Origin of the sequence: Desulfonispora thiosulfatigenes DSM 11270, assembly GCF_900176035.1 — a bacterium.
Lineage (GTDB): Bacteria > Bacillota > Peptococcia > Peptococcales > Desulfonisporaceae > Desulfonispora > Desulfonispora thiosulfatigenes.
Genome location: NZ_FWWT01000014.1, coordinates 1 through 19,588, shown reverse-complemented (window position 1 = coordinate 19,588; position 19,588 = coordinate 1). Strand labels below are relative to the sequence as shown.

Below are 19,588 nucleotides of genomic sequence, written 5' to 3'. Positions count from 1 at the left end.
AGATGATTTAAAATGATGTTTTGAAAGGAGTAAACAAGCTTGGAAAACTTTAATCATGGTCGGATAGTACCCATAGATATTGAAGATGAAATGAGAAAGTCATATATTGACTATGCAATGAGTGTAATTGTAGGTAGAGCCCTTCCTGATGTTAGGGATGGTTTAAAACCTGTGCATAGGCGTATTTTATATTCAATGTACAAAAATGGTATGACTTCAGACAAACCTCATAAAAAGTCTGCCCACGTTGTTGGGGATGTTTTAGCTAAGTATCATCCGCATGGTGATACAGCAGTTTATGATGCTATGGTTCGTATGGCTCAGACATTTTCTACCCGCTATCCTTTAGTAGATGGTCATGGTAACTTTGGTTCTGTCGATGGTGACTCAGCTGCAGCAATGCGTTATACAGAAGTTCGTATGACAAAGTTATCCCTAGAATTATTAAATGATATTGAAAAAAATACAATTGATTATATTCCTAACTATGATGAATCTTTAGAAGAACCAGTTGTCTTACCATCTCGTTACCCAAATCTTTTAGTAAATGGGTCATCGGGTATTGCAGTAGGGATGGCAACTAATATACCACCTCATAATTTAGGTGAAGTAATTGATGGGGTTACTGCTTTAATTGATAATTCCGAAATTACTAATGAAGAATTATGTGAGTATGTTAAAGGTCCAGACTTCCCAACAGGATCAGTAATTATGGGAAGAGAAGGAATAAAATCAGCGTATACAACCGGTAGAGGATCTGTAAAGGTTAGAGCTAGAACTCATATGGAAACAATGAGTAATAGTAAGATACGCATTGTTGTTACTGAAATTCCATATTTAGTAAATAAGGCTAGATTAATTGAAAAAATAGCAGATTTAGTACGCGATAAAAAGATAGATGGTATTACGGATTTACGAGATGAATCTGATCGTACAGGTATGCGTATTGTAGTTGAATTAAGGAGAGATGCAAATCCTCAGGTTATTTTAAATCAATTATATAAGTTTACGCAATTACAAGATACTTTTAGCATTATTATGTTAGCAGTTGTAAATGGTTCACCAAAGGTTTTAACTTTAAAAGATGTTTTATACCATTATTTAGAGCATCAAAAAGATGTAATTGTACGTAGAACTAAATTTGATTTAGAGCGAGCTGAAGCTAGGGCTCATATCATAGAGGGTTTAAAAATTGCTTTAGATAATATCGATGAAGTTATTAAAACTATAAGGGCTTCTAAAAATGCAGAAGAAGCTAAACAAAATTTAATTAATAAGTTTGTTCTTTCTGATAAACAGGCTCAAGCTATTTTAGATATGAGACTGCAAAGATTAACTGGTCTTGAAAGAGAAAAGTTAGATGAAGAATATGCAGAATTAGTTAAGAAAATAGAATATTTAAGAAGTGTTTTAAGCGATGAAAATATGGTATTAAATATTATTAAAGAAGAAATTACATTAATTAAAAGTAAATATTCTGACGAGCGTTTATCTGAAATCGGCATAGATGAAGATAATGCAAACATGGAAGATTTAATAGCTGAAGAAGATGTAATTATAACCATTAGCCATAATGGTTACGTAAAAAGAATGCTGATGGATAACTACAAAAGTCAAAGAAGAGGTGGCAAAGGCATAACGGCTATGACCACTAGAGAAGAAGACTTTGTAGAAATGTTATTTACTACAACTACACATCATTATCTTTTATTCTTTACTAATAAAGGTAAAGTATACAGAAAGAAAGTATATGAAATACCAGAATCAAGTAGACAGGCAAAAGGAATGGCAATTATAAACCTCTTAAATATAACAGGTGATGAAAAAATCACAGCTGTTATTCCAATTAAAACATATACACCAAATTGGTATTTAATTGCTGCTACTAGTAATGGAATAGTAAAGAAAACTGATTTAAGTCAATATGATTCTCAGAGGAAAGATGGAATTATTGCTATTAGTTTAGATGATAATGATGAATTAGTAGGAGTTCAATTAACTGACGGTAGCCAAGATATGATCCTTAGCACTCGTAAAGGGATGGCGATAAGATTTAATGAAGAAGATGTAAGAGCAATGGGCAGAACAACTAGAGGAGTAAAAGGTATCAGCTTACAGGATGACTTTGTTATTAGTATGGAAAGAGTAAGAGAAGGTGGCTCTGTCTTAGTTGTTTCTGATAATGGCTATGGAAAGAAAACACCTATAAGTGAATATCGTAGTCAAAATAGAGGTGGTAAGGGTATTATCACCATGAGAAAAACTGATAAAAATGGCCTCCTTGTAGGTACTAAGATAGTTAGAGATGAAGAAGAAATAATGTTAATTTCTAAAAGAGGAATTATTATCAGACTAAAAGTAAGTGAAGTTTCTTCTATGAGTAGAACTACTCAAGGTGTACATTTGATGAATATCGGAGAAGATGATGAAGTAATGGCTATTGCAAGAGTTGTTAATTAAATTAATCTGTTAATTTTATAATTAATCTAATTTGTAAACTTGTTCTAGTGTAATAACTGTGTTAAATTATATAATAGTGAAAAATTATTTAGGGGGTAAGTAAATGAAAGTCTTTGTTATAAACTGTGGTAGTTCTTCCTTAAAATACCAACTCATTAATATGGTTGATGAGAGCGTTTTAGCTTCTGGACTTATAGAAAGAATTGGTATGGATGGATCAATCTTAACCCATAAACCTGAGGGAAAAGATAAATTTATTGTAGAGCAAAAAATGGAAAACCATGAAGTAGCTATTAAATTAGTTTTAGATGCTTTAGTAGATGAAAAACATGGCGTTGTAAAAAGCATGGATGAAATTGATGCAGTAGGTCATCGTGTATTACATGGTGGAGAATACTTTGATAAATCAGTATTAATTACTGACGAAACTATGAAAACAATTGAAGAATTAATAGATTTAGGACCTTTACATATGCCAGCAAATATTATGGGAATTAAATCTTGCCAAAATATTATGCCAAATGTACCTCAAGTAGCTACATTTGATACAGCTTTTCACCAAACTATTCCTGAACATGCTTATATTTATAGTATCCCATATGAATATTATGAAAAATATAAAATTCGTAAATATGGTTTCCATGGTACTTCTCATAAATATATCACTGAAAGAGCAGCATTTATGTTAGGAAAAAATGTTGAAGAAGTAAATATTGTTTCTTGCCATTTAGGTAATGGTGCTAGTCTAGCTGCAATTAAAAATGGTAAATGTATAGAAACAAGCATGGGTATTACTCCATTAGAAGGTTTAACTATGGGTACTCGTTCTGGAGATATTGACCCGGCAGTTATCCAAGTATTAATGGGTAAAGAAGATATCAACATAGACCAAGCTTTAGAAATTTTAAATAAAAAATCAGGTGTATTAGGTATTTCTGGAGTAAGTAGTGACTTTAGAGATATTGAAAAAGCAGCAGAAGAAGGAAATCATCGTGCACAGCTTGCTTTAGATCACTTTACTTATGTAGTAAGAAAATACATAGGTGCATATATTGGTGCAATTGGCGGAGTTGACGCGGTTGTATTTACTGCAGGCGTAGGAGAAAATGCTCCTGGAATGCGCGCAAGCATTTGTAAAGGATTAGAATTCTTCGGTATTGAAGTGGATGAAGAAGAAAATAATATGCGTGGAAAAGAAAAAGACGTATCTAAAGCAAGAGCTAGAGTTCGTACTTTTGTAATTCCAACAAATGAAGAAATAGTAATTGCTCGTGATACTTTAGAACTTACAAAATAATTATTGAAAGAAGATAATCTCTAATGATTATCTTCTTTTTTTTGTAAACTTTATAGAAAATATTAATATAATATATAAACAAATTTCCAATATTATGCTAATTAGGATTGATAAAAATGATAATTGGAGTAATAGGTGATTTCCATTATGTAGATTTAAAGTTAATAGAAAATTTAGGGGGAAATATATTAAAAATATCAGATCCACTTGATTTTGAGAAAATACAAGGTTTAATAATAGTAGGGGAAGATAATGTTTTTCTAAGTAGATTTATAAAAAGAAAGGGTCTTATAGAAAAAATAAATGAAAAGGCTAAACAAGATTTACCTATTTTAGGTATAGGAGCTGGTATGCTAATTTTAGCTCGAGAAATAAGTAATAGCAAAGAATTTTCCTTGGGCTTCATGGATATAAAAGTAAGAAAAAATGGGTTTTTTTATAAAAGAAAAGAATTTAGTAAATTATTAAAAATATGTGCCCTTGGATATAAACCTTTTTTAGCCAAATTTATCAATGCTCCTGTTGTGCAAGAACTAAGTCCTAATGTGGGTATTTTATGTACTACGGAAGATAAGATTATTATGGTAAGGCAAGGTAATTTTCTAGCTTGTTCTTTTTTTCCCTTAAACGAAGAAACATTTTATCGTTATTTTCTAAACATGATAAAAGATAGCTATTAAATAAAGTTATTAATAATTTATTGACAACATCAAGAAATATATAGTAAAATCCTTTTAAGCTAAATAAGTAAACACGGTGAAGGGGAACAAGTACTTAAAAAACCTTTTTCAGAGAATTGGTGGATGGTGCGAACCAATAATTAGGATTTTAAGGAATTTCCGCCCTGGAGTGGAGTATGATGAATACAACCGGATTACATGACCGTTATCGTGTAGCTGAGAGGAGTAGTAGACCTATGTCTATTATTTAATCAGGGTGGCAACGCGGGTATATAACTCGTCCCTATTTTTTTTGGGACGGGTTTTTTTGTCTTTAATTTACACATAAAATATGTACATTTAGTCATTAATTATAAAAAAACATTCGTAAAAATTAAAAATTAAGGGAGAGATTAATTATGTATGAAAAGCAATTATTATTAATTCCTGGTCCAACAATGGTTCCGCCAAGAGTTTTACGGGCAATGTCTGCTCCAAGTATGGGACATAGATCAAAGGAGTTTAGTGCAATTATCAAGGATGTTGCTGATAACTTAAAAAAGGTTTTTCAAACTGAGCAAGATGTTTATATCTTAACCTCATCTGGTTCTGGAGCTATGGAAGCAGCAGTAGTTAATTTTATTAATCGTGATGATAAGGTCTTAGTTTTGGTTAATGGTAAATTTGGAGATAGATTTGTTAAGATTAATCAAAGAGTAGGCGCTGAAGTAATTAGAGTAGATTATGAAGCAGGAACATCTGCAAATCCTGAAGACGTTAAAAATATGTTAGCTAAAAATCCGGACATTAAAGCAGTTTTTGTACAGCATAATGAAACTTCAACTGCAGTTGTAAATAATGTTAAAGCAATTAAACAAGCAATGGGTGATCATGAAGCACTGTTAATTGTGGATAGTATTTCTGGAATGGCGGTTGCAGATTTACCAGTAGATGAAATAGGTGCTGATGTAGTTGTTGCAGGTAGTCAAAAAGCTTTTATGCTTCCTCCAGGACTTGCATTTATAACTGTTAGTGAAAAAGCATGGAAAGTAAATGAAAATTGCACGAGCTTTAACTTTTATTTTGATTTACGTGCTGCTAAAAAGAATTATGCCCAGGATACAACACCATTTACTCCAGCAACTAATTTAATTTTAGGATTAAAAGAGGCCTTAGATATTATTTTAGAACAAGGTTTAGAATCAAAATTCAAGCAACAATTAAAGTTTAAAAAAATAATTAGAGAAGCTGTAAAGGCTATGGGCTTAGATGTTTTAGTAAAAGATGAACAAAGTGCTTCTCCAGGAGTAACAGCAGTAATGGTTCCTGAAAATATTGCGTGGAAAGACATTAATAATATTATGCTAAATGAATTTAATGTTTTACTTGCAGGTGGACAAGACGAGTTGAAAGGGAAAATATTCCGTATAGGTCATATGGGATATGTGCAAGAAACTGATTTATTAACAGTTATAGCTGATTTAGAAATGGCTTTATATAAATTAGGATACAAATTAGAGTTAGGCCAAGGCGTAAAGGCAGCTCAAGAGGTTATACTTAATTTAAAGGGGGAAATGTAAATGAGAGTATTAGTATGTGATCCAATTGAACAAGAAGGTTTAGAGGCACTATATGAAGATCCTACCATGGAGATTGTGCATAAATATAAAAGTACTGAAGAAGAGATAATCGCAATAGCACCAGAATATGATGCAATTTTAGTAAGAAGTGCAACGAAAATAACTAAAGCAATTATTGATAGTGCTACTAATTTAAAAGTAATCGGTAGAGCAGGGGTAGGGGTAGATAATATTGATTTAGATGCTGCTACCTTAAAGGGAATAGTAGTTGTAAATGCTCCAGATGGTAATACAATTGCCGCGACTGAGCATACTATAGGAATGATGCTTGCCCTAGCTCGTAATATCCCACAAGCTTATTTTAAACTACAAGAAAAGGTATGGGATAGAAAAGCATTTACTGGGGTTGAACTTAGAAATAAAACATTAGGTGTAGTAGGTTTGGGTAAAATTGGTCGTCAAGTTGCTCAAAGAGCTAAAGCTTTTCAAATGAATGTAGTAGGATATGATCCTTATGTTAATAAAGAAAGATCTGTGGAATTAGATATAGAGGTAATGGATTTAAAAGAATTATTTGCAGCAAGTGATTTTATTACCGTTCATTTACCAAAAACTGAAGAAACTATGGGTATGATTAATGCTGAGACAATTGCAATGATGAAAGATGGCGTAAGAATATTAAACTGTGCTCGTGGTGGAATTATTGATGAACCTGCTCTTTATGATGCAATTAAAGCAGGCAAAGTAAAAGGTGCCGCTATCGACGTATTTTTAAAAGAGCCAGCAATTGATAATCCATTATTAGAATTACCAGAAGTAATAGCTACTCCACATTTAGGTGCTTCTACTGAAGAAGCGCAATTTTCAGTAGCTAAAGACGTAGCTGAAGAAGTCTTAAAAGTATTAAAAGGTGAACCAGTTAAAAATGCTGTTAATATTCCAAGCATTAGCCAAGAATTAATTAATGAATTAGGACCTTATATTGGTCTTTCAGAAACTTTGGGTAAATTCATCGCGCAAATAATGGACAAACCTATTGAAAAAATCAAAATTAACTATAATGGTAATTTAGCTAAGTATGATTTAACAACTTTAACAAATACTATTTTAAAAGGTTTATTAAGACCAGTACTAGCTGATTCTGTAAACTATGTAAATGCACCTATTGTGGCTAAAAATAGAGGAATTAAAGTAGAAGAAATTAAAACAGAATCATTAAAGAACTATGCAAACTTAATTACTTTAGAAGTTGAAGGTAGCGGGGTAGTTCATAATTTAGCAGGTACTATCTTTAGTAATGGGGAAGCAAAGCTTGTACAATTAGATAATTACTCAATGGATACTACTCCTACTAAACATATGTTAATCGTTCCACATAATGACAAACCAGGTATGATTGGTCATATTGGTAATATCTTAGGAAAATACGATGTAAACGTTGCTGGAATGCAGGTAGGAAGAAAAGAAATTGGTGGGGTAGCAATCATGATTATTAGTATTGATCACTCTGTTCCAACCGAAGCTTTAGAGGCTATGTGTACAGCAGAAGGTATCTTTGACGTTCGCTATGTTTGCCTGTAAAATATATTTTAGATAAGGGAGATTTTTCTCCCTTTCTTTTAAGGAAAAATGAATAGCAAAAATCGGAGGGCAATTTTTATGTTAGATATAAAATTTGTAAGATCTAATCCAGAAGTATTACAAGAAGCTTTAAAAAAAAGAGGAATGAATGTTGATTTACAGGAATTTTTAGCTTTAGATGAAAAAAGAAGAGAATTATTAACTGAAGTAGAACAGCTAAAAAATCAGCGTAATACAGTATCCAAAGAAATAGGTAATTTAAAAAGACAAGGACAAGATGCGAGCGCCATGGTCGAAGAAATGGGACTTGTCGGGGAAAAAATCAAAACGTTAGATGAAGAAGAAAGATCCCTTGAAGAAAAAATGACCAATTTCTTAATGTACATACCAAATATACCTCATGAAAGTTTACCAGTTGGAGCAGATGAAAGTGCAAACCGCGAAGAAAGAAAATGGGGAAATGTACCGGAATTTTCGTTTGAACCTAAACCGCATTGGGAAATTGGTGAAAATCTAGGCATATTAGATTTTGAAAGAGCAGCAAAGGTTACAGGAGCACGTTTTGTCTTTTATAAAGGTGTAGGAGCAAGATTAGAAAGAGCTTTAATTAATTTTATGCTTGATACTCATACCCTTGAGCATGGTTACAGTGAAATATTACCTCCTTTTATGGTGAATAGACATAGCATGGAAGGAACAGGACAATTACCTAAATTTGAAGAAGATGCATTTAAATTAAATGATACTGATTATTTTTTAATTCCGACTGCAGAAGTACCTGTGACAAATTATCATCGGGAAGAAATTTTAAAAGAAGAAGATCTGCCATTTTTATATTGTGCATATAGCCCATGTTTTCGTAAAGAAGCAGGAGCTTATGGCAGGGATACTAAAGGCTTAATTCGTCAGCATCAGTTTAATAAAGTAGAATTAGTAAAGTTTAGTCATCCTGATAAATCTTATGAAGAATTAGAAAAACTAACAGCAAATGCAGAAAAAATATTACAGCTATTAGAATTACCATATCGTGTAATGACTTTAGCTACGGGGGATATTGGTTTTTCTGCAGCTAAAACATATGACTTAGAAGTATGGATGCCAAGCTTTAATGGTTATAGGGAAATTTCATCATGTAGTAATTTTGAAGATTTCCAAGCAAGAAGAGCTAATATCCGTTTTAAAAGTGAAGGTGGAAAGCCTAGATTTGTGCATACCTTAAATGGCTCAGGTGTAGCTATAGGTCGTACTACCTCTGCTATTATGGAAAATTATCAGCAAGCAGATGGTTCTATTAAAGTACCTACAGTATTAAGACCTTATTTAGGTGGGTTAGAATTTATTAAATAGTGAGAAAAGGTAGCTTTAGAATTAACATTTAAAGCTACCTTTTACCCTTTTATAAATAAATTTAAAAAAACTTTTCAAAATATAGTTGACATGCTATATGATCTCATGGTAATATTAATCTTGCATTCAACAATTAAATGTTTTGGAGGGGTGTCCGAGCGGTTGAAGGAGGCGGTCTTGAAAATCGTTGAACCTTTACGGGTTCCGTGGGTTCGAATCCCACCCTCTCCGCCATTTATTTATTGTTGATTTAATTTCATAAGTTACAAAACACGGAGAGATGGCCGAGTGGCCGAAGGCGGTCCCCTGCTAAGGGATTATATGGGCTTAAACCCGTATCGAGGGTTCAAATCCCTCTCTCTCCGCCATTTGTGCGCCCGTGGCTCAGCTGGATAGAGTAGCAGACTACGAATCTGAAGGTCGCAGGTTCGAATCCTGCCGGGCGCGCCATTACGTAAAATATTTAAGAGTGTAAAATCTATATTTAGGTTTTATACTCTTTTTTTATTTAATTTTATTATAAGATATCATTTCATTAAAAGAGGATAAATAATGAAAATATAAGATTGCACGATATAGCTTAGTTAAGTATATTTTATTTAAAAATTATTTTTAAAAAAAGGGATATAAAAAAATATAGAGAAATATATATAAATAATATATCTAAATATCTGCACAATACAATATTTTAAAGGGGGAAAATATATGAATAAAATATTATTACCAATTGATAATAACGGTTTACAATTATGTTCTTTTGAAATGGCAAAGGATTTAGCTTCAAAATATGGAGCTGAAATAGTTATCTGTAATGTTCAGGATCCAGAAATTCCATTTACGCTAATTGAAGAAGAAGCTATTAAAGAAAATGCTAAAGGATATGACAATCAAGTTAAAAATGTAGTTTTAGATAAGGCCAGAGAAATGTTTGAAGGTTTAGATCTTAAAATTACTACTTTAACTGCTTTTGGAAATCCAGCAGCAAAGGTTTTAGATATAGCGGAAAAAGAAGAGTGTGATTTTATTATCATGTGTACACATGGAATGTCAGCAACGAAGAGATTCCTAATTGGTAGCGTAACTAATAAAGTAGTACATCACTCAAAGGTTCCGGTATTAGTAGTAAGATCAGCACCAGCTAAATAATAGTAAAAGTAAAAGGGTTGTCTCAAAATAACTTTATTTGGGATAACCCTTTTTTTGTGCCTACAATTAAAGCAAATTAATTTTACTTTTTAACATTTTTTAATAGATAAAACTTATCTCTAGTAAATGGTGGAATAACTAATTGTGATTTGGAAAATAATATTTACTAGGGAGGGATCTTGTGTTAAATAAAATCAAAAAAGAGGATGTTCGTTATACTAAAATGTATATAGATGCCTTTGGTGTGAAATATTCACATAGAACTAACCCATGGGCTATCGCATGGTGGTCAGCAGCACTACCAGGGTTTGGTCATTTAACTTTAGGTTCATATTTAAAAGGTTTCTTATTTATGTTTGGAGAAATTTTACTTAATCTAAAGGCACGTATTAACTTATCCATTTATTATACTTTTATCGGTAATTTTGATAAAGCCAATGATGTGTTTAATGAACGGTGGGGTTTATTTTATATAGCAGTCTGGATTTTTGCTATTTATGATTCTTATTTATTATCTATTGAACAAAATAAAATCTGTGAACTAGAAGAGGCGCAAGAATATCGCTATTTTCAAAAAATGCATAACTCCTTATTTGGGATGACTTTCTTAAATCAACGTGAGCCCTTTTTTACTGTTTTTCTGTCTACAATTTTAGGGGGCATGGGACATGTATATATTGGCCAGATTATTAAAGGGTTTATTTTATTAGGCTGGAGTATCGCAATCAATTATTATTCTCAAACTGGTCATTTAGTGCAAAAATTTGTATTAGGGAAAGAAATTTATTTGCAAAATGTCAATTGGGAGTGGTTACTTTTTTTGCCTTCTATTTGGGGATTTTGTATTTGGGATAGCTATGTGCATACTATTGAAACTAATAAATTAATTATTGAAGAACAAAGATATACTTATGGCAAGAAAAAAGGAAGGAAGTCCTTAGATAATTTACCTTCCTCTACTACTCAAGAAAATAAGGACAATAGTTTTACCTTTTTAGTGGGCAAAAGTAAACAAAGCATTAGCTTGGAATTAATTATTAATTCATTTAAGATTCATGGAATTGATAAGCATGAAATTATCTTTTTAGATCGTTTAACCAATAAAAAAAGAGAAACAGGCGATAGTATTCGTAAGTCAGATGGCATAAGTAATTTTAATGGGGCTATTTGTGGAGCTACAGTATTAATGCTCTTTGGTACGATGTGGGGTGGGGCTTTAATTCCGGGAGGACCTATTGCTATAGGTTTAGCTGGTTTTTTATTAGGTGCTTTAATTGGTTATCTTATCGATGCTTATCTAGTAGGCTGGATAAGGGCAAAATTAAACTGGGATCCTATCAAGGGAAGTAATCCTGTAGAAGGAGAAGTATTAATCATTGCCAGGGTTAATAGCAGAGAGCAACATGATTATGTGACTAAAATATTTATGGAAAAAAATGTTCCATATGTAGGTGTAGTAAATAAAGAGGAATTGCAAAGTTTATTAACATAATGAAAAGGTGATCTAATGTTAGCAAAAAGTAGGGCTAAAATAATCATAAACCTGTTGTTAATTACAGTGCTTTTTAGTTTAACTGGTTGTTCGGGTGCTTTATATCAGGTTCCCGACAATTTTAAAAAAATAGATGCTAAGGCAGGATTCAAATTGCCTAAAGAGTGTTCAACCAAGCAAGAATTAAAACAGCAAAAAAATAAGGATATTTTAGATTCTTATAAGCTAGAAGGTGGCTTAAAAGCATTACAAAGTTTAGAAATTGTCAAAAGTGCTGAAATTGAAAAGGATTGTATAAAGGTTAACTTTATTTGTAAAAATAGACAAGAAAAAGAACAATCCTTGGAGGAAATACTTTGGGATAATAGTTTGTTTTTATTGTATACCGTGCTAGATACTTTCCCTGAGGTGAAAGAAATTCGCTTATGCGTAGATAAATATTATCTAGATAAATTTGGTAACCCTTATGAAGAAAAAATTTTTATTTTAACGGCAAATTGTAAATTATTGAAGAACATTAACCGAGACTACTTTCAGCCTGAGATGCTGGAAGGTTTAGTGGATTTTTATATGTACGGAACGATTAGAGATGAATTTTTAGCAAAACAAAAGGATAAATAAAATTTCAAGATACTCAGGAATGATAATAATATACAAAGGGTAGATGTATAATATGGAAATGATGATTAATTGGTTTTTTTTAATTTTGTCGCTAGGTTTATTTGCATTTTTATTACGTAAGCCTCCTTTAAAAGATTGGCTGCTGATTTATTTTATTAGGGCTTTTAATGCAGCTATTTTAGATTGTTTTGTAATTACGTATAAATTAATCGAATACCCTGTGCGTTTTTTACCACATGTGTTTAAACCTGCTATTTTATTTGATTTTTTTGCCTATCCTACTTTAGGAGTATTATTTAATCAAATGACCTATCATGATAAAGTGCCCATGATTATTGTAAAGGCTTTTTTACTAAGTCTACCTATTACCCTTTTAGAATGGTGGTTTGAAAGAAATACCGACTTAATTAATTATCTTAATTGGAATATCTATATTACTTATTTTAGCTTAACTTTGAGTTTTCTCTTTATTAGAGGAGTAATAGCCGTTATTAGACATTATAGTGAAAAAGAAAATTTATCCTAAACTAGCAGGAATTAAATAAAAAATGCGAAAACTATATAGTAAATCTTATTTTAAAGGATGATCTTTTATGAGAATGGTTGATTTAATAGAAAAGAAAAGAGATGGCCTTTCGTTAACAAAGGCTGAAATTGACTTTATCATCCAAGGTTTTACTAGTGGAGAAATACCAGACTATCAAGTTTCTGCTTTTTTAATGGCTGTCTATTTTAAGGATATGACTAAAAAAGAAAGAGCTCATTTTACGATGGCTATGGTGGAGACTGGGGATCAGGTTAATTTAAGTGATATAGAAGGAATAAAAGTAGATAAACATAGCACAGGTGGTGTAGGAGATACAACTACCTTAATTTTAGCTCCTTTAGTAGCATCATTAGGAATACCTGTAGCAAAAATGTCGGGTAGGGGCCTAGGACATACTGGAGGAACTATTGACAAATTAGAATCTATTCCAGGTTTTAATGTTGAATTAGAGCAGGAAAAATTCATTGAACTAATAAATAATAATAAAATAGCCCTTGTGGGGCAAACTGGAAATTTAACCCCTGCGGATAAAAGGTTCTATGCTCTACGAGATGTAACAGCAACGGTTCCTTCAATTCCTTTAATAGCAAGCTCAATTATGAGTAAAAAAATTGCCTCAGGGGCAGATGCTATTGTTTTAGATGTAAAGGTTGGTAGTGGAGCTTTTATGAAAAATATAGAGGATGCTAAAAGTCTAGCTCGCGCAATGGTAGAAATAGGTGATGAAGTAGGACGTAAAACTATTGCTGTTATTTCAGATATGAACCAACCCTTAGGTTATGCGATTGGAAATTCTTTAGAAGTAAAAGAAGCTATTGATACTTTAAAGGGTAAGGGACCCAAAGATCTTTATGAATTATGTTTAAATTTAGGAAGTCAGATGCTAATTTTGGCAAATAAAGCACAAAATATAGAAGAAGCATATACTATGCTAGAAGATGCTATTAATACAGGAAAAGCCTTAGAAAAATTTAAAACGTTTATCACCGCTCAAGGAGGAGATTCTCAGGTTGTCGATAATCCTAGTAAGTTACCCGAGGCTAAATATCAAACAGAAGTAAAATCTAGAGAAAAAGGTTATGTTAACGAAATTAAGTCAGATAAAATAGGTATTGTAGCAAGTATATTAGGTGCAGGTAGAAAAACAAAAGATTCTATTATTGATTTAGCGGTCGGAATTATCTTACATAAAAAAATAGGTGATCAGGTGCAAAAAGGAGAAGTATTAGCAACTATACATAGTAATCAGGAAAATGTAAATCAAGCAATTGATATGATTTATGATTCTTATAATTTTAATTTAAAACCTGTTAATCCTCCCCCTCTTATCATAGATGTGATAAAAGAGTAAGGTCATACCGTAATTTAAAGGAGGATATTTGATGAGTGATAGTTTAAAGAATAAAGATTTAATGAATAAAGATGCTATAAACAATAATTTGCCTAAAATGATTGATCATACTTTATTAAAGCCTGATGCCCAAAGAGAAGATATTATCAAACTTTCTAAAGAAGCCTTAAAATATAATTTTGCCTCTGTGTGTGTAAATCCAACTTGGGTAAAGACTGCTCACGATGTTTTAAAAGGAACTGAGGTTAAAGTGTGTACGGTTATTGGTTTTCCTTTAGGAGCTACAAATTCGGAAGTAAAAGCATTTGAAGCTGAGCGAGCTATCCTAGATGGGGCAAAAGAAATTGATATGGTTATTAATATTGGATCCTTAAAAGATAAAGAAGATACTTTGGTATTAGAAGATATAAAATCTGTAGTAAAAAAGGCCCAAGGTCAGGTAATTGTAAAAGTAATTATAGAAACTGCCTTATTAACCGAGGAAGAAAGAATACGGGCTTGTAGGTTAGCCGTTAAAGCTGGAGCAGATTTTGTTAAAACATCCACAGGTTTTTCTGGTGGGGGAGCAACAGCAGAAGATATTCAATTAATGCGTAAAGCAGTTGGCCCAGAAATAGGAGTAAAAGCATCAGGAGGTATCAAAAATTATGAAGATGCCTTCCGAATGATAAAAGCAGGAGCAAATAGGATTGGTGCAAGTAAGGGTATTGAAATTATTAAAGAAGTCTTAAAAAATTAGTAAGAAGTATTGAAAATTAGCTAATTTTTGGACTATAATATACCTAGTCTTTAAATATTAAAAGTTAGTCCTTAAATTTAATATTTAAAGAAAGAATAGAAATCTCTAAAGAATAGATAAATATAGAAGGAGCTGAGTTTAGATGAGTTTAGAAAGAGGCTTTTTTGGAGAATTTGGGGGGTCTTTTGTCCCAAATGAAATGAAAGAAGTATTAAAAAAGGTAGAAGAAGTATTTTATGCATGTAAAGAAGATGATGATTTTCACAGCGAGTTAGATTATTATTTAAAAGAATATGTGGGACGCCCTAATCCTTTATACTATGCACAGAAGCTGTCGGAAAAATTGGGTGGAGCTAAAATTTACTTAAAAAGAGAAGAACTAAATCATACAGGTTCACATAAGATTAATAATGTTTTAGGTCAAGTATTATTAGCTAAAAAGATGGGTTTTAAGCGGATTATTGCAGAAACTGGTGCAGGTCAACATGGTGTAGCAACTGCAACAGCAGCAGCCCTTTTTGGTTTAGAATGTGTTATCTACATGGGTGAAGTAGACACAAAGCGTCAAAGTTTAAATGTTTTTCGTATGGAATTACTAGGAGCAAAAGTAGTTTCAGTTAAAACTGGAACTAGAACTTTAAAAGATGCTGTGGATGAAGCCTTAAATGATTTAGTTGCAAATAGTGATAATACTTATTATGTTTTAGGGTCTGCAGTAGGTCCACATCCTTATCCTGAAATAGTAAAATACTTTCAATCCATAATTGGGCGAGAAGCTAAAGAACAAATTTTAGAAAAGGAAGGAAGATTACCTGATTGCATTATTGCTTGTGTAGGTGGTGGAAGTAATGCGATAGGATTATTTTCTCCTTTTGTAAAAGATAAAGGTGTAAAAATTATCGGAGTTGAACCAGCAGGAAAAGGTTTAGAAACAGGTGAACATGCGGCAAGCATGACGATGGGGACACCAGGCACCTTACATGGTTTCAAATGTTATGTTTTAGCTGATGAAAAGGGAGAACCTTTACCTACTTATTGTATAGCTGCTGGATTAGATTATCCTGGAGTGGGTCCAGAACATAGTTATTTAAAAGCAAGTGGCAGGGCTGAATATGTAACAGCAACTGATATGGAAGCACTAGATGCTTTTAAGGAGCTTTCAAAATTAGAAGGAATCATACCAGCCTTAGAAAGTGCCCATGCGATTAGTTATGCGATGAAGATAGCTCCTACAATGAGTAAAGATCAAATAATCATTGTTAATCTCTCAGGTAGGGGAGATAAAGATGTACAGCAGGTATTTGAAATATTAAATAAATGATTATTTTTCAAAGTGTAAATATTTAAAATTAACCTTTATAATATTGAAGGAAATTTGAATAGATAAAGTCTTAAAAATGATTGTTTAATATATCTTTAATAGTAGAGAATAAAAGACCTAATAAAAAATGATATCTTAGACTTTAAGGTATCATTTTTTTATAAATTTTAAGTAGTGTTTTTTTAGAATAGATTGTATAAGGGAGGTTAAGAAATATGGATTTATTTATAACCATTTTATTTATTGGGTTTATAGGTGCATTCATATCTGGTTTAGTAGGTATAGGAGGAGCTATTATAATTGTTCCAATGCTTTATTTTATACCTCCATTGTTTGGATTAACGGGTCTCAGTATGCAAGAATCTGCGGCAATTTCAATAGTACAGGTTTTAGTTGCCACGGGTACAGCAGCTCTTGTCCATAAATCTAATAAAACCGTAAATACGGATTTAGTTATGTGGATGGGATCAAGTATCATTGTTGCATCGTTTATTGGTGGAATGGGTTCAAAGTATGTTGATGAAACTACATTACAAATTGTGTTTGCCAGCCTTGCATTGATAGCTGCTATTATGATGTTTATACCTAAAAAAGAAGTTAATTCAGAAGAAGTAGTATTTAACAAACCTTTAGCAGTCTTATCCGCTGCTGTAGTAGGAATTTTAGCAGGATTAATTGGAGCTGGAGGATCATTTTTATTAGTTCCAGTTATGTTATATATTTTAAAAATACCTTTACGTGTTACAATTGGTAGTTCTCTGGGAATTGTATTTTTTTCAGCTGTAGCTGGATTTGCAGGAAAGGTTTTAACCGGGCAAATTATGTGGTTTTTATCGCTTGCAATAATTATAGGGGCTATCCCAGGAGCAAACTTAGGTAGTAAGATTAGTAACAAAGTACCAGCAAAAACCTTAAAATTACTATTAGCGTTATTAATTTCTGGTTCGGCTATTAAGATGTGGTTGAATATTCTATAAGAGACTAAGAAACTAAGAGACTAAGAAATTAAGAGATTAAGAAAATTGGTAAGGATTTATGATATTACTAATCTATTCAGAAGTGTTTAAGATAATATATTGAAATCTTAAGCTAATTCATGGGTAAAATATTATATTATTAACATATAAGAATATTTAATTATAAAGATATTAATTATTTAAGAATATTAATTATTTAAGAATATTAATTATTTAAGGATATTAATATTGAGAAGATAAGTATTTAAACTTGGGAATAGGTAATTGAAAAAATTTGAAGAAATACTAGTATTATTATTTAAAGTATAGTATTATTTTAGTGTTGTGTTTCCGTAGCTCAGCAGGATAGAGCGATCGCCTCCTAAGCGATAGGCCGTGGGTTCGAATCCCGCCGGGAACACCATTATTATAATAATCTTAAGGTCTTACATTAATTTGTAAGGCCTTTTTAAGTGGTGATAATATGAATCATGAATATTTTATGAATGAAGCATTAATTGAAGCAAAAAAGGCTTTAGCAAAAAATGAAGTTCCAATAGGAGCGGTTATAGTTAGAGAAGGAGAAATAATAGGCAGGGGTCATAATTTATGTGAAACGAATAATGATGCAACTGCTCATGCTGAAATTATGGCTTTAAGAAATGCCGGTCAGGGGTTAGGGACATGGAGGTTAAATGGAGCTTTGATTTATGTAACAATAGAACCTTGTCCTATGTGCGCAGGTGCTTTAATTAATAGTAGAATAGAAACTGTAGTGTATGGAGCTGATGAGCCTAAATTTGGTTCAGCAGGGAGCCAAATAAATTTATTACAGTTTCCTGGTTTTAATCATCAGGTTAGAATAATCGCAGGTATACAAAAAGAAGAATGTGAAAATCTTATAAAGGGATTTTTCAAAACTTTAAGAGAACGAAAAAAGAAATAGATAAATTTGCTCCATCTCATAATTGAGGTGGTTTTTTTATTTAAGGAGCAATTAAGGAATTAAATAATGAAGGAATGAGGTTATCGAAATATAAATATGAATCAAGATAATCCTTAAAATTAGTTTTTTAGATAGTTATTTCTTGATGATTCGCATATTTATGAAATATATGGGAGGAAATAAAATATCATGTATAGTATAATATAACTATGAATATTATGAAGTTAGAAAATAAGGAGGCGTTAAGATGTTTAAAGCAATAGAAGTATTAAACTTTGCAGTACAAGTTGAAAAAAATGGTGAAATATTTTACAATACGGTGGCTGAACTATCAGAAGATGCAAAAGTGAAAGAAATTTTCACTGGTTTAGCAAAGGCTGAAGCACAACATATTGTTGATTTCACTGCTTTAATGGAAGGTGTAAGTAATGTTGAAACTCCAGAAGCTTATGAAGGAGAATTTGAAGAATACATGAAAGCATTAGTTGATAGCCATGTGTTTATCAAAAATACTGATGTAAAAGCTTTAGCTGGGAAGGTTTCTAGCCCTAGAGAAGCTATTGATTTAGCAATGAGTTTTGAAAAGGATTCTATTTTATTCTTTAGTGAGCTTCGTCGTGTAGTTACTGATCATAATCAAAATACAATTGATGATTTAATTAACCAAGAACATGCACATATTCGTACACTAGCGAGACTAAGAGCACAAATATAGTTTTATATGTAAGTTTAAATGAAGACAATAGCTTATTTAGTAAACTAGGTTTATTAAGTGAATTAAGTTTATTAGGTATATAAAGTTACTACTAATGTAACCATAGAGAAGATTAGTTTTAATTGTATCTAGAGGATGCAATGATTCTAATTTATCTATGGTTTTTTATTTTGAGAATATAATAATTTAAAATGTATAAAAAGTACTTGCATGGATATGATAATCATGATATATTATTTGAGTGCCAAGTGGGCATAGAAAAAATGCACAAAACAATATCGAAAAAAAGATATTGACAGAGAAATTTGTAAGTGGTAAGATATTAAATGTCGCCAACAAGCGACACAAAACAAGTTGTTCTTTGAAAATCAAACAGTTATAAAGAAACAGACCACAAGTAACAAACGGATAAATAACAAAGCCAAAAGTTGGTTTTGAGCTTGCAGGATATTAATGGAGAGTTTGATCCTGGCTCAGGACGAACGCTGGCGGCATGCCTAACACATGCAAGTCGAACGGACTTTTAGTTTTTAGTTTACTAAATACTAAAAGTTAGTGGCGGACGGGTGAGTAACGCGTGGGTAACCTGCCCATAAGTTGGGGATAACTCCGGGAAACCGGTGCTAATACCGAATAAGCTTAATTTACCGCATGGTAGATTAAGTAAAGATGGCCTCTTTACAATGCTATCGCTTATGGATGGACCCGCGTCTGATTAGCTAGTTGGTGAGGTAATGGCTCACCAAGGCGACGATCAGTAGCCGGCCTGAGAGGGTGAACGGCCACACTGGGACTGAGACACGGCCCAGGACTCCTACCGGGAGGCAGCA

The 19,588-nt window shown here is 32.2% G+C and carries 16 protein-coding genes, 4 tRNA genes, 1 rRNA gene and 1 other annotated feature; all 21 genes read left to right on the top strand.

Annotated features, from left to right (window positions below; translation table 11 throughout):
• The first annotated feature begins 39 nt into the window (after nt 1-39).
• Nucleotides 40-2,460, top strand: a complete 2,421-nt coding sequence (gyrA, locus tag B8965_RS04620; RefSeq protein WP_278336333.1) for a DNA gyrase subunit A — start codon at nt 40-42, stop codon at nt 2,458-2,460.
• 103 nt (nt 2,461-2,563) lie between these two features.
• Nucleotides 2,564-3,757: an acetate/propionate family kinase gene (locus B8965_RS04615; RefSeq protein ID WP_084052687.1), complete on the top strand. Its 1,194-nt coding sequence runs from the start codon at nt 2,564-2,566 to the stop codon at nt 3,755-3,757.
• A 116-nt stretch (nt 3,758-3,873) separates the two neighbouring features.
• The gene (gene pdxT, locus B8965_RS04610; RefSeq protein WP_084052686.1) at nt 3,874-4,437 is read left to right on the top strand and encodes a pyridoxal 5'-phosphate synthase glutaminase subunit PdxT; all 564 of its coding nucleotides are present in this window, start codon (nt 3,874-3,876) and stop codon (nt 4,435-4,437) included.
• 67 nt (nt 4,438-4,504) lie between these two features.
• Nucleotides 4,505-4,725 (top strand) — a binding site (T-box leader).
• Between the two features lie 110 nt (nt 4,726-4,835).
• The gene (locus B8965_RS04605) at nt 4,836-5,996 is read left to right on the top strand and encodes a pyridoxal-phosphate-dependent aminotransferase family protein (protein WP_084052685.1); all 1,161 of its coding nucleotides are present in this window, start codon (nt 4,836-4,838) and stop codon (nt 5,994-5,996) included.
• Nucleotides 5,997-7,577 (top strand): phosphoglycerate dehydrogenase, encoded by a 1,581-nt coding sequence (serA, locus tag B8965_RS04600; RefSeq protein WP_084052684.1) that lies wholly within the window; start codon nt 5,997-5,999, stop codon nt 7,575-7,577.
• 78 nt (nt 7,578-7,655) lie between these two features.
• Nucleotides 7,656-8,924, top strand: a complete 1,269-nt coding sequence (gene serS / locus B8965_RS04595; RefSeq protein ID WP_084052683.1) for a serine--tRNA ligase — start codon at nt 7,656-7,658, stop codon at nt 8,922-8,924.
• Between the two features lie 144 nt (nt 8,925-9,068).
• A tRNA-Ser gene (locus tag B8965_RS04590) sits at nt 9,069-9,158 on the top strand.
• 40 nt (nt 9,159-9,198) lie between these two features.
• Nucleotides 9,199-9,292 (top strand) — tRNA-Ser (locus B8965_RS04585).
• Between the two features lie 5 nt (nt 9,293-9,297).
• Nucleotides 9,298-9,374: transfer RNA gene (locus B8965_RS04580), tRNA-Arg, on the top strand.
• Nucleotides 9,375-9,629: 255 nt separating this feature from the next.
• Entirely contained in the window at nt 9,630-10,070 is a 441-nt protein-coding gene (locus B8965_RS04575; protein ID WP_084052682.1) for a universal stress protein, read from the top strand.
• A 181-nt stretch (nt 10,071-10,251) separates the two neighbouring features.
• On the top strand, nt 10,252-11,562 hold the full coding sequence (locus B8965_RS04570; protein ID WP_084052681.1) for a hypothetical protein: 1,311 nt from the start codon (nt 10,252-10,254) through the stop codon (nt 11,560-11,562).
• Nucleotides 11,563-11,577: 15 nt separating this feature from the next.
• Entirely contained in the window at nt 11,578-12,183 is a 606-nt protein-coding gene (locus tag B8965_RS04565) for a hypothetical protein (RefSeq protein WP_084052680.1), read from the top strand.
• Between the two features lie 43 nt (nt 12,184-12,226).
• Nucleotides 12,227-12,709 carry a CBO0543 family protein gene (locus tag B8965_RS04560; protein WP_207651166.1) on the top strand — a complete coding sequence of 161 codons (483 nt, stop codon included), beginning with the start codon at nt 12,227-12,229 and terminating at the stop codon, nt 12,707-12,709.
• Nucleotides 12,710-12,776: 67 nt separating this feature from the next.
• Nucleotides 12,777-14,081 carry a pyrimidine-nucleoside phosphorylase gene (locus B8965_RS04555; protein WP_084052678.1) on the top strand — a complete coding sequence of 435 codons (1,305 nt, stop codon included), beginning with the start codon at nt 12,777-12,779 and terminating at the stop codon, nt 14,079-14,081.
• Between the two features lie 61 nt (nt 14,082-14,142).
• Complete coding sequence (gene deoC, locus B8965_RS04550) at nt 14,143-14,820, top strand: deoxyribose-phosphate aldolase (protein WP_084052765.1); 678 nt, start codon at nt 14,143-14,145, stop codon at nt 14,818-14,820.
• A 142-nt stretch (nt 14,821-14,962) separates the two neighbouring features.
• Nucleotides 14,963-16,141, top strand: coding sequence for a tryptophan synthase subunit beta (trpB, locus tag B8965_RS04545; RefSeq protein ID WP_084052677.1), 1,179 nt, complete (start codon nt 14,963-14,965; stop codon nt 16,139-16,141).
• A gap of 215 nt (nt 16,142-16,356) precedes the next feature.
• Complete coding sequence (locus B8965_RS04540) at nt 16,357-17,118, top strand: sulfite exporter TauE/SafE family protein (RefSeq protein ID WP_084052676.1); 762 nt, start codon at nt 16,357-16,359, stop codon at nt 17,116-17,118.
• Nucleotides 17,119-17,444: 326 nt separating this feature from the next.
• Nucleotides 17,445-17,521: transfer RNA gene (locus B8965_RS04535), tRNA-Arg, on the top strand.
• A gap of 60 nt (nt 17,522-17,581) precedes the next feature.
• Nucleotides 17,582-18,043 carry a tRNA adenosine(34) deaminase TadA gene (gene tadA, locus B8965_RS04530; RefSeq protein ID WP_084052675.1) on the top strand — a complete coding sequence of 154 codons (462 nt, stop codon included), beginning with the start codon at nt 17,582-17,584 and terminating at the stop codon, nt 18,041-18,043.
• A 247-nt stretch (nt 18,044-18,290) separates the two neighbouring features.
• A complete protein-coding gene (locus B8965_RS04525; protein WP_084052674.1) occupies nt 18,291-18,758 on the top strand; it encodes a ferritin-like domain-containing protein in 468 nt (155 codons plus the stop codon).
• Between the two features lie 450 nt (nt 18,759-19,208).
• Nucleotides 19,209-19,588 (top strand): 16S ribosomal RNA (locus tag B8965_RS04520); the annotation flags it as partial.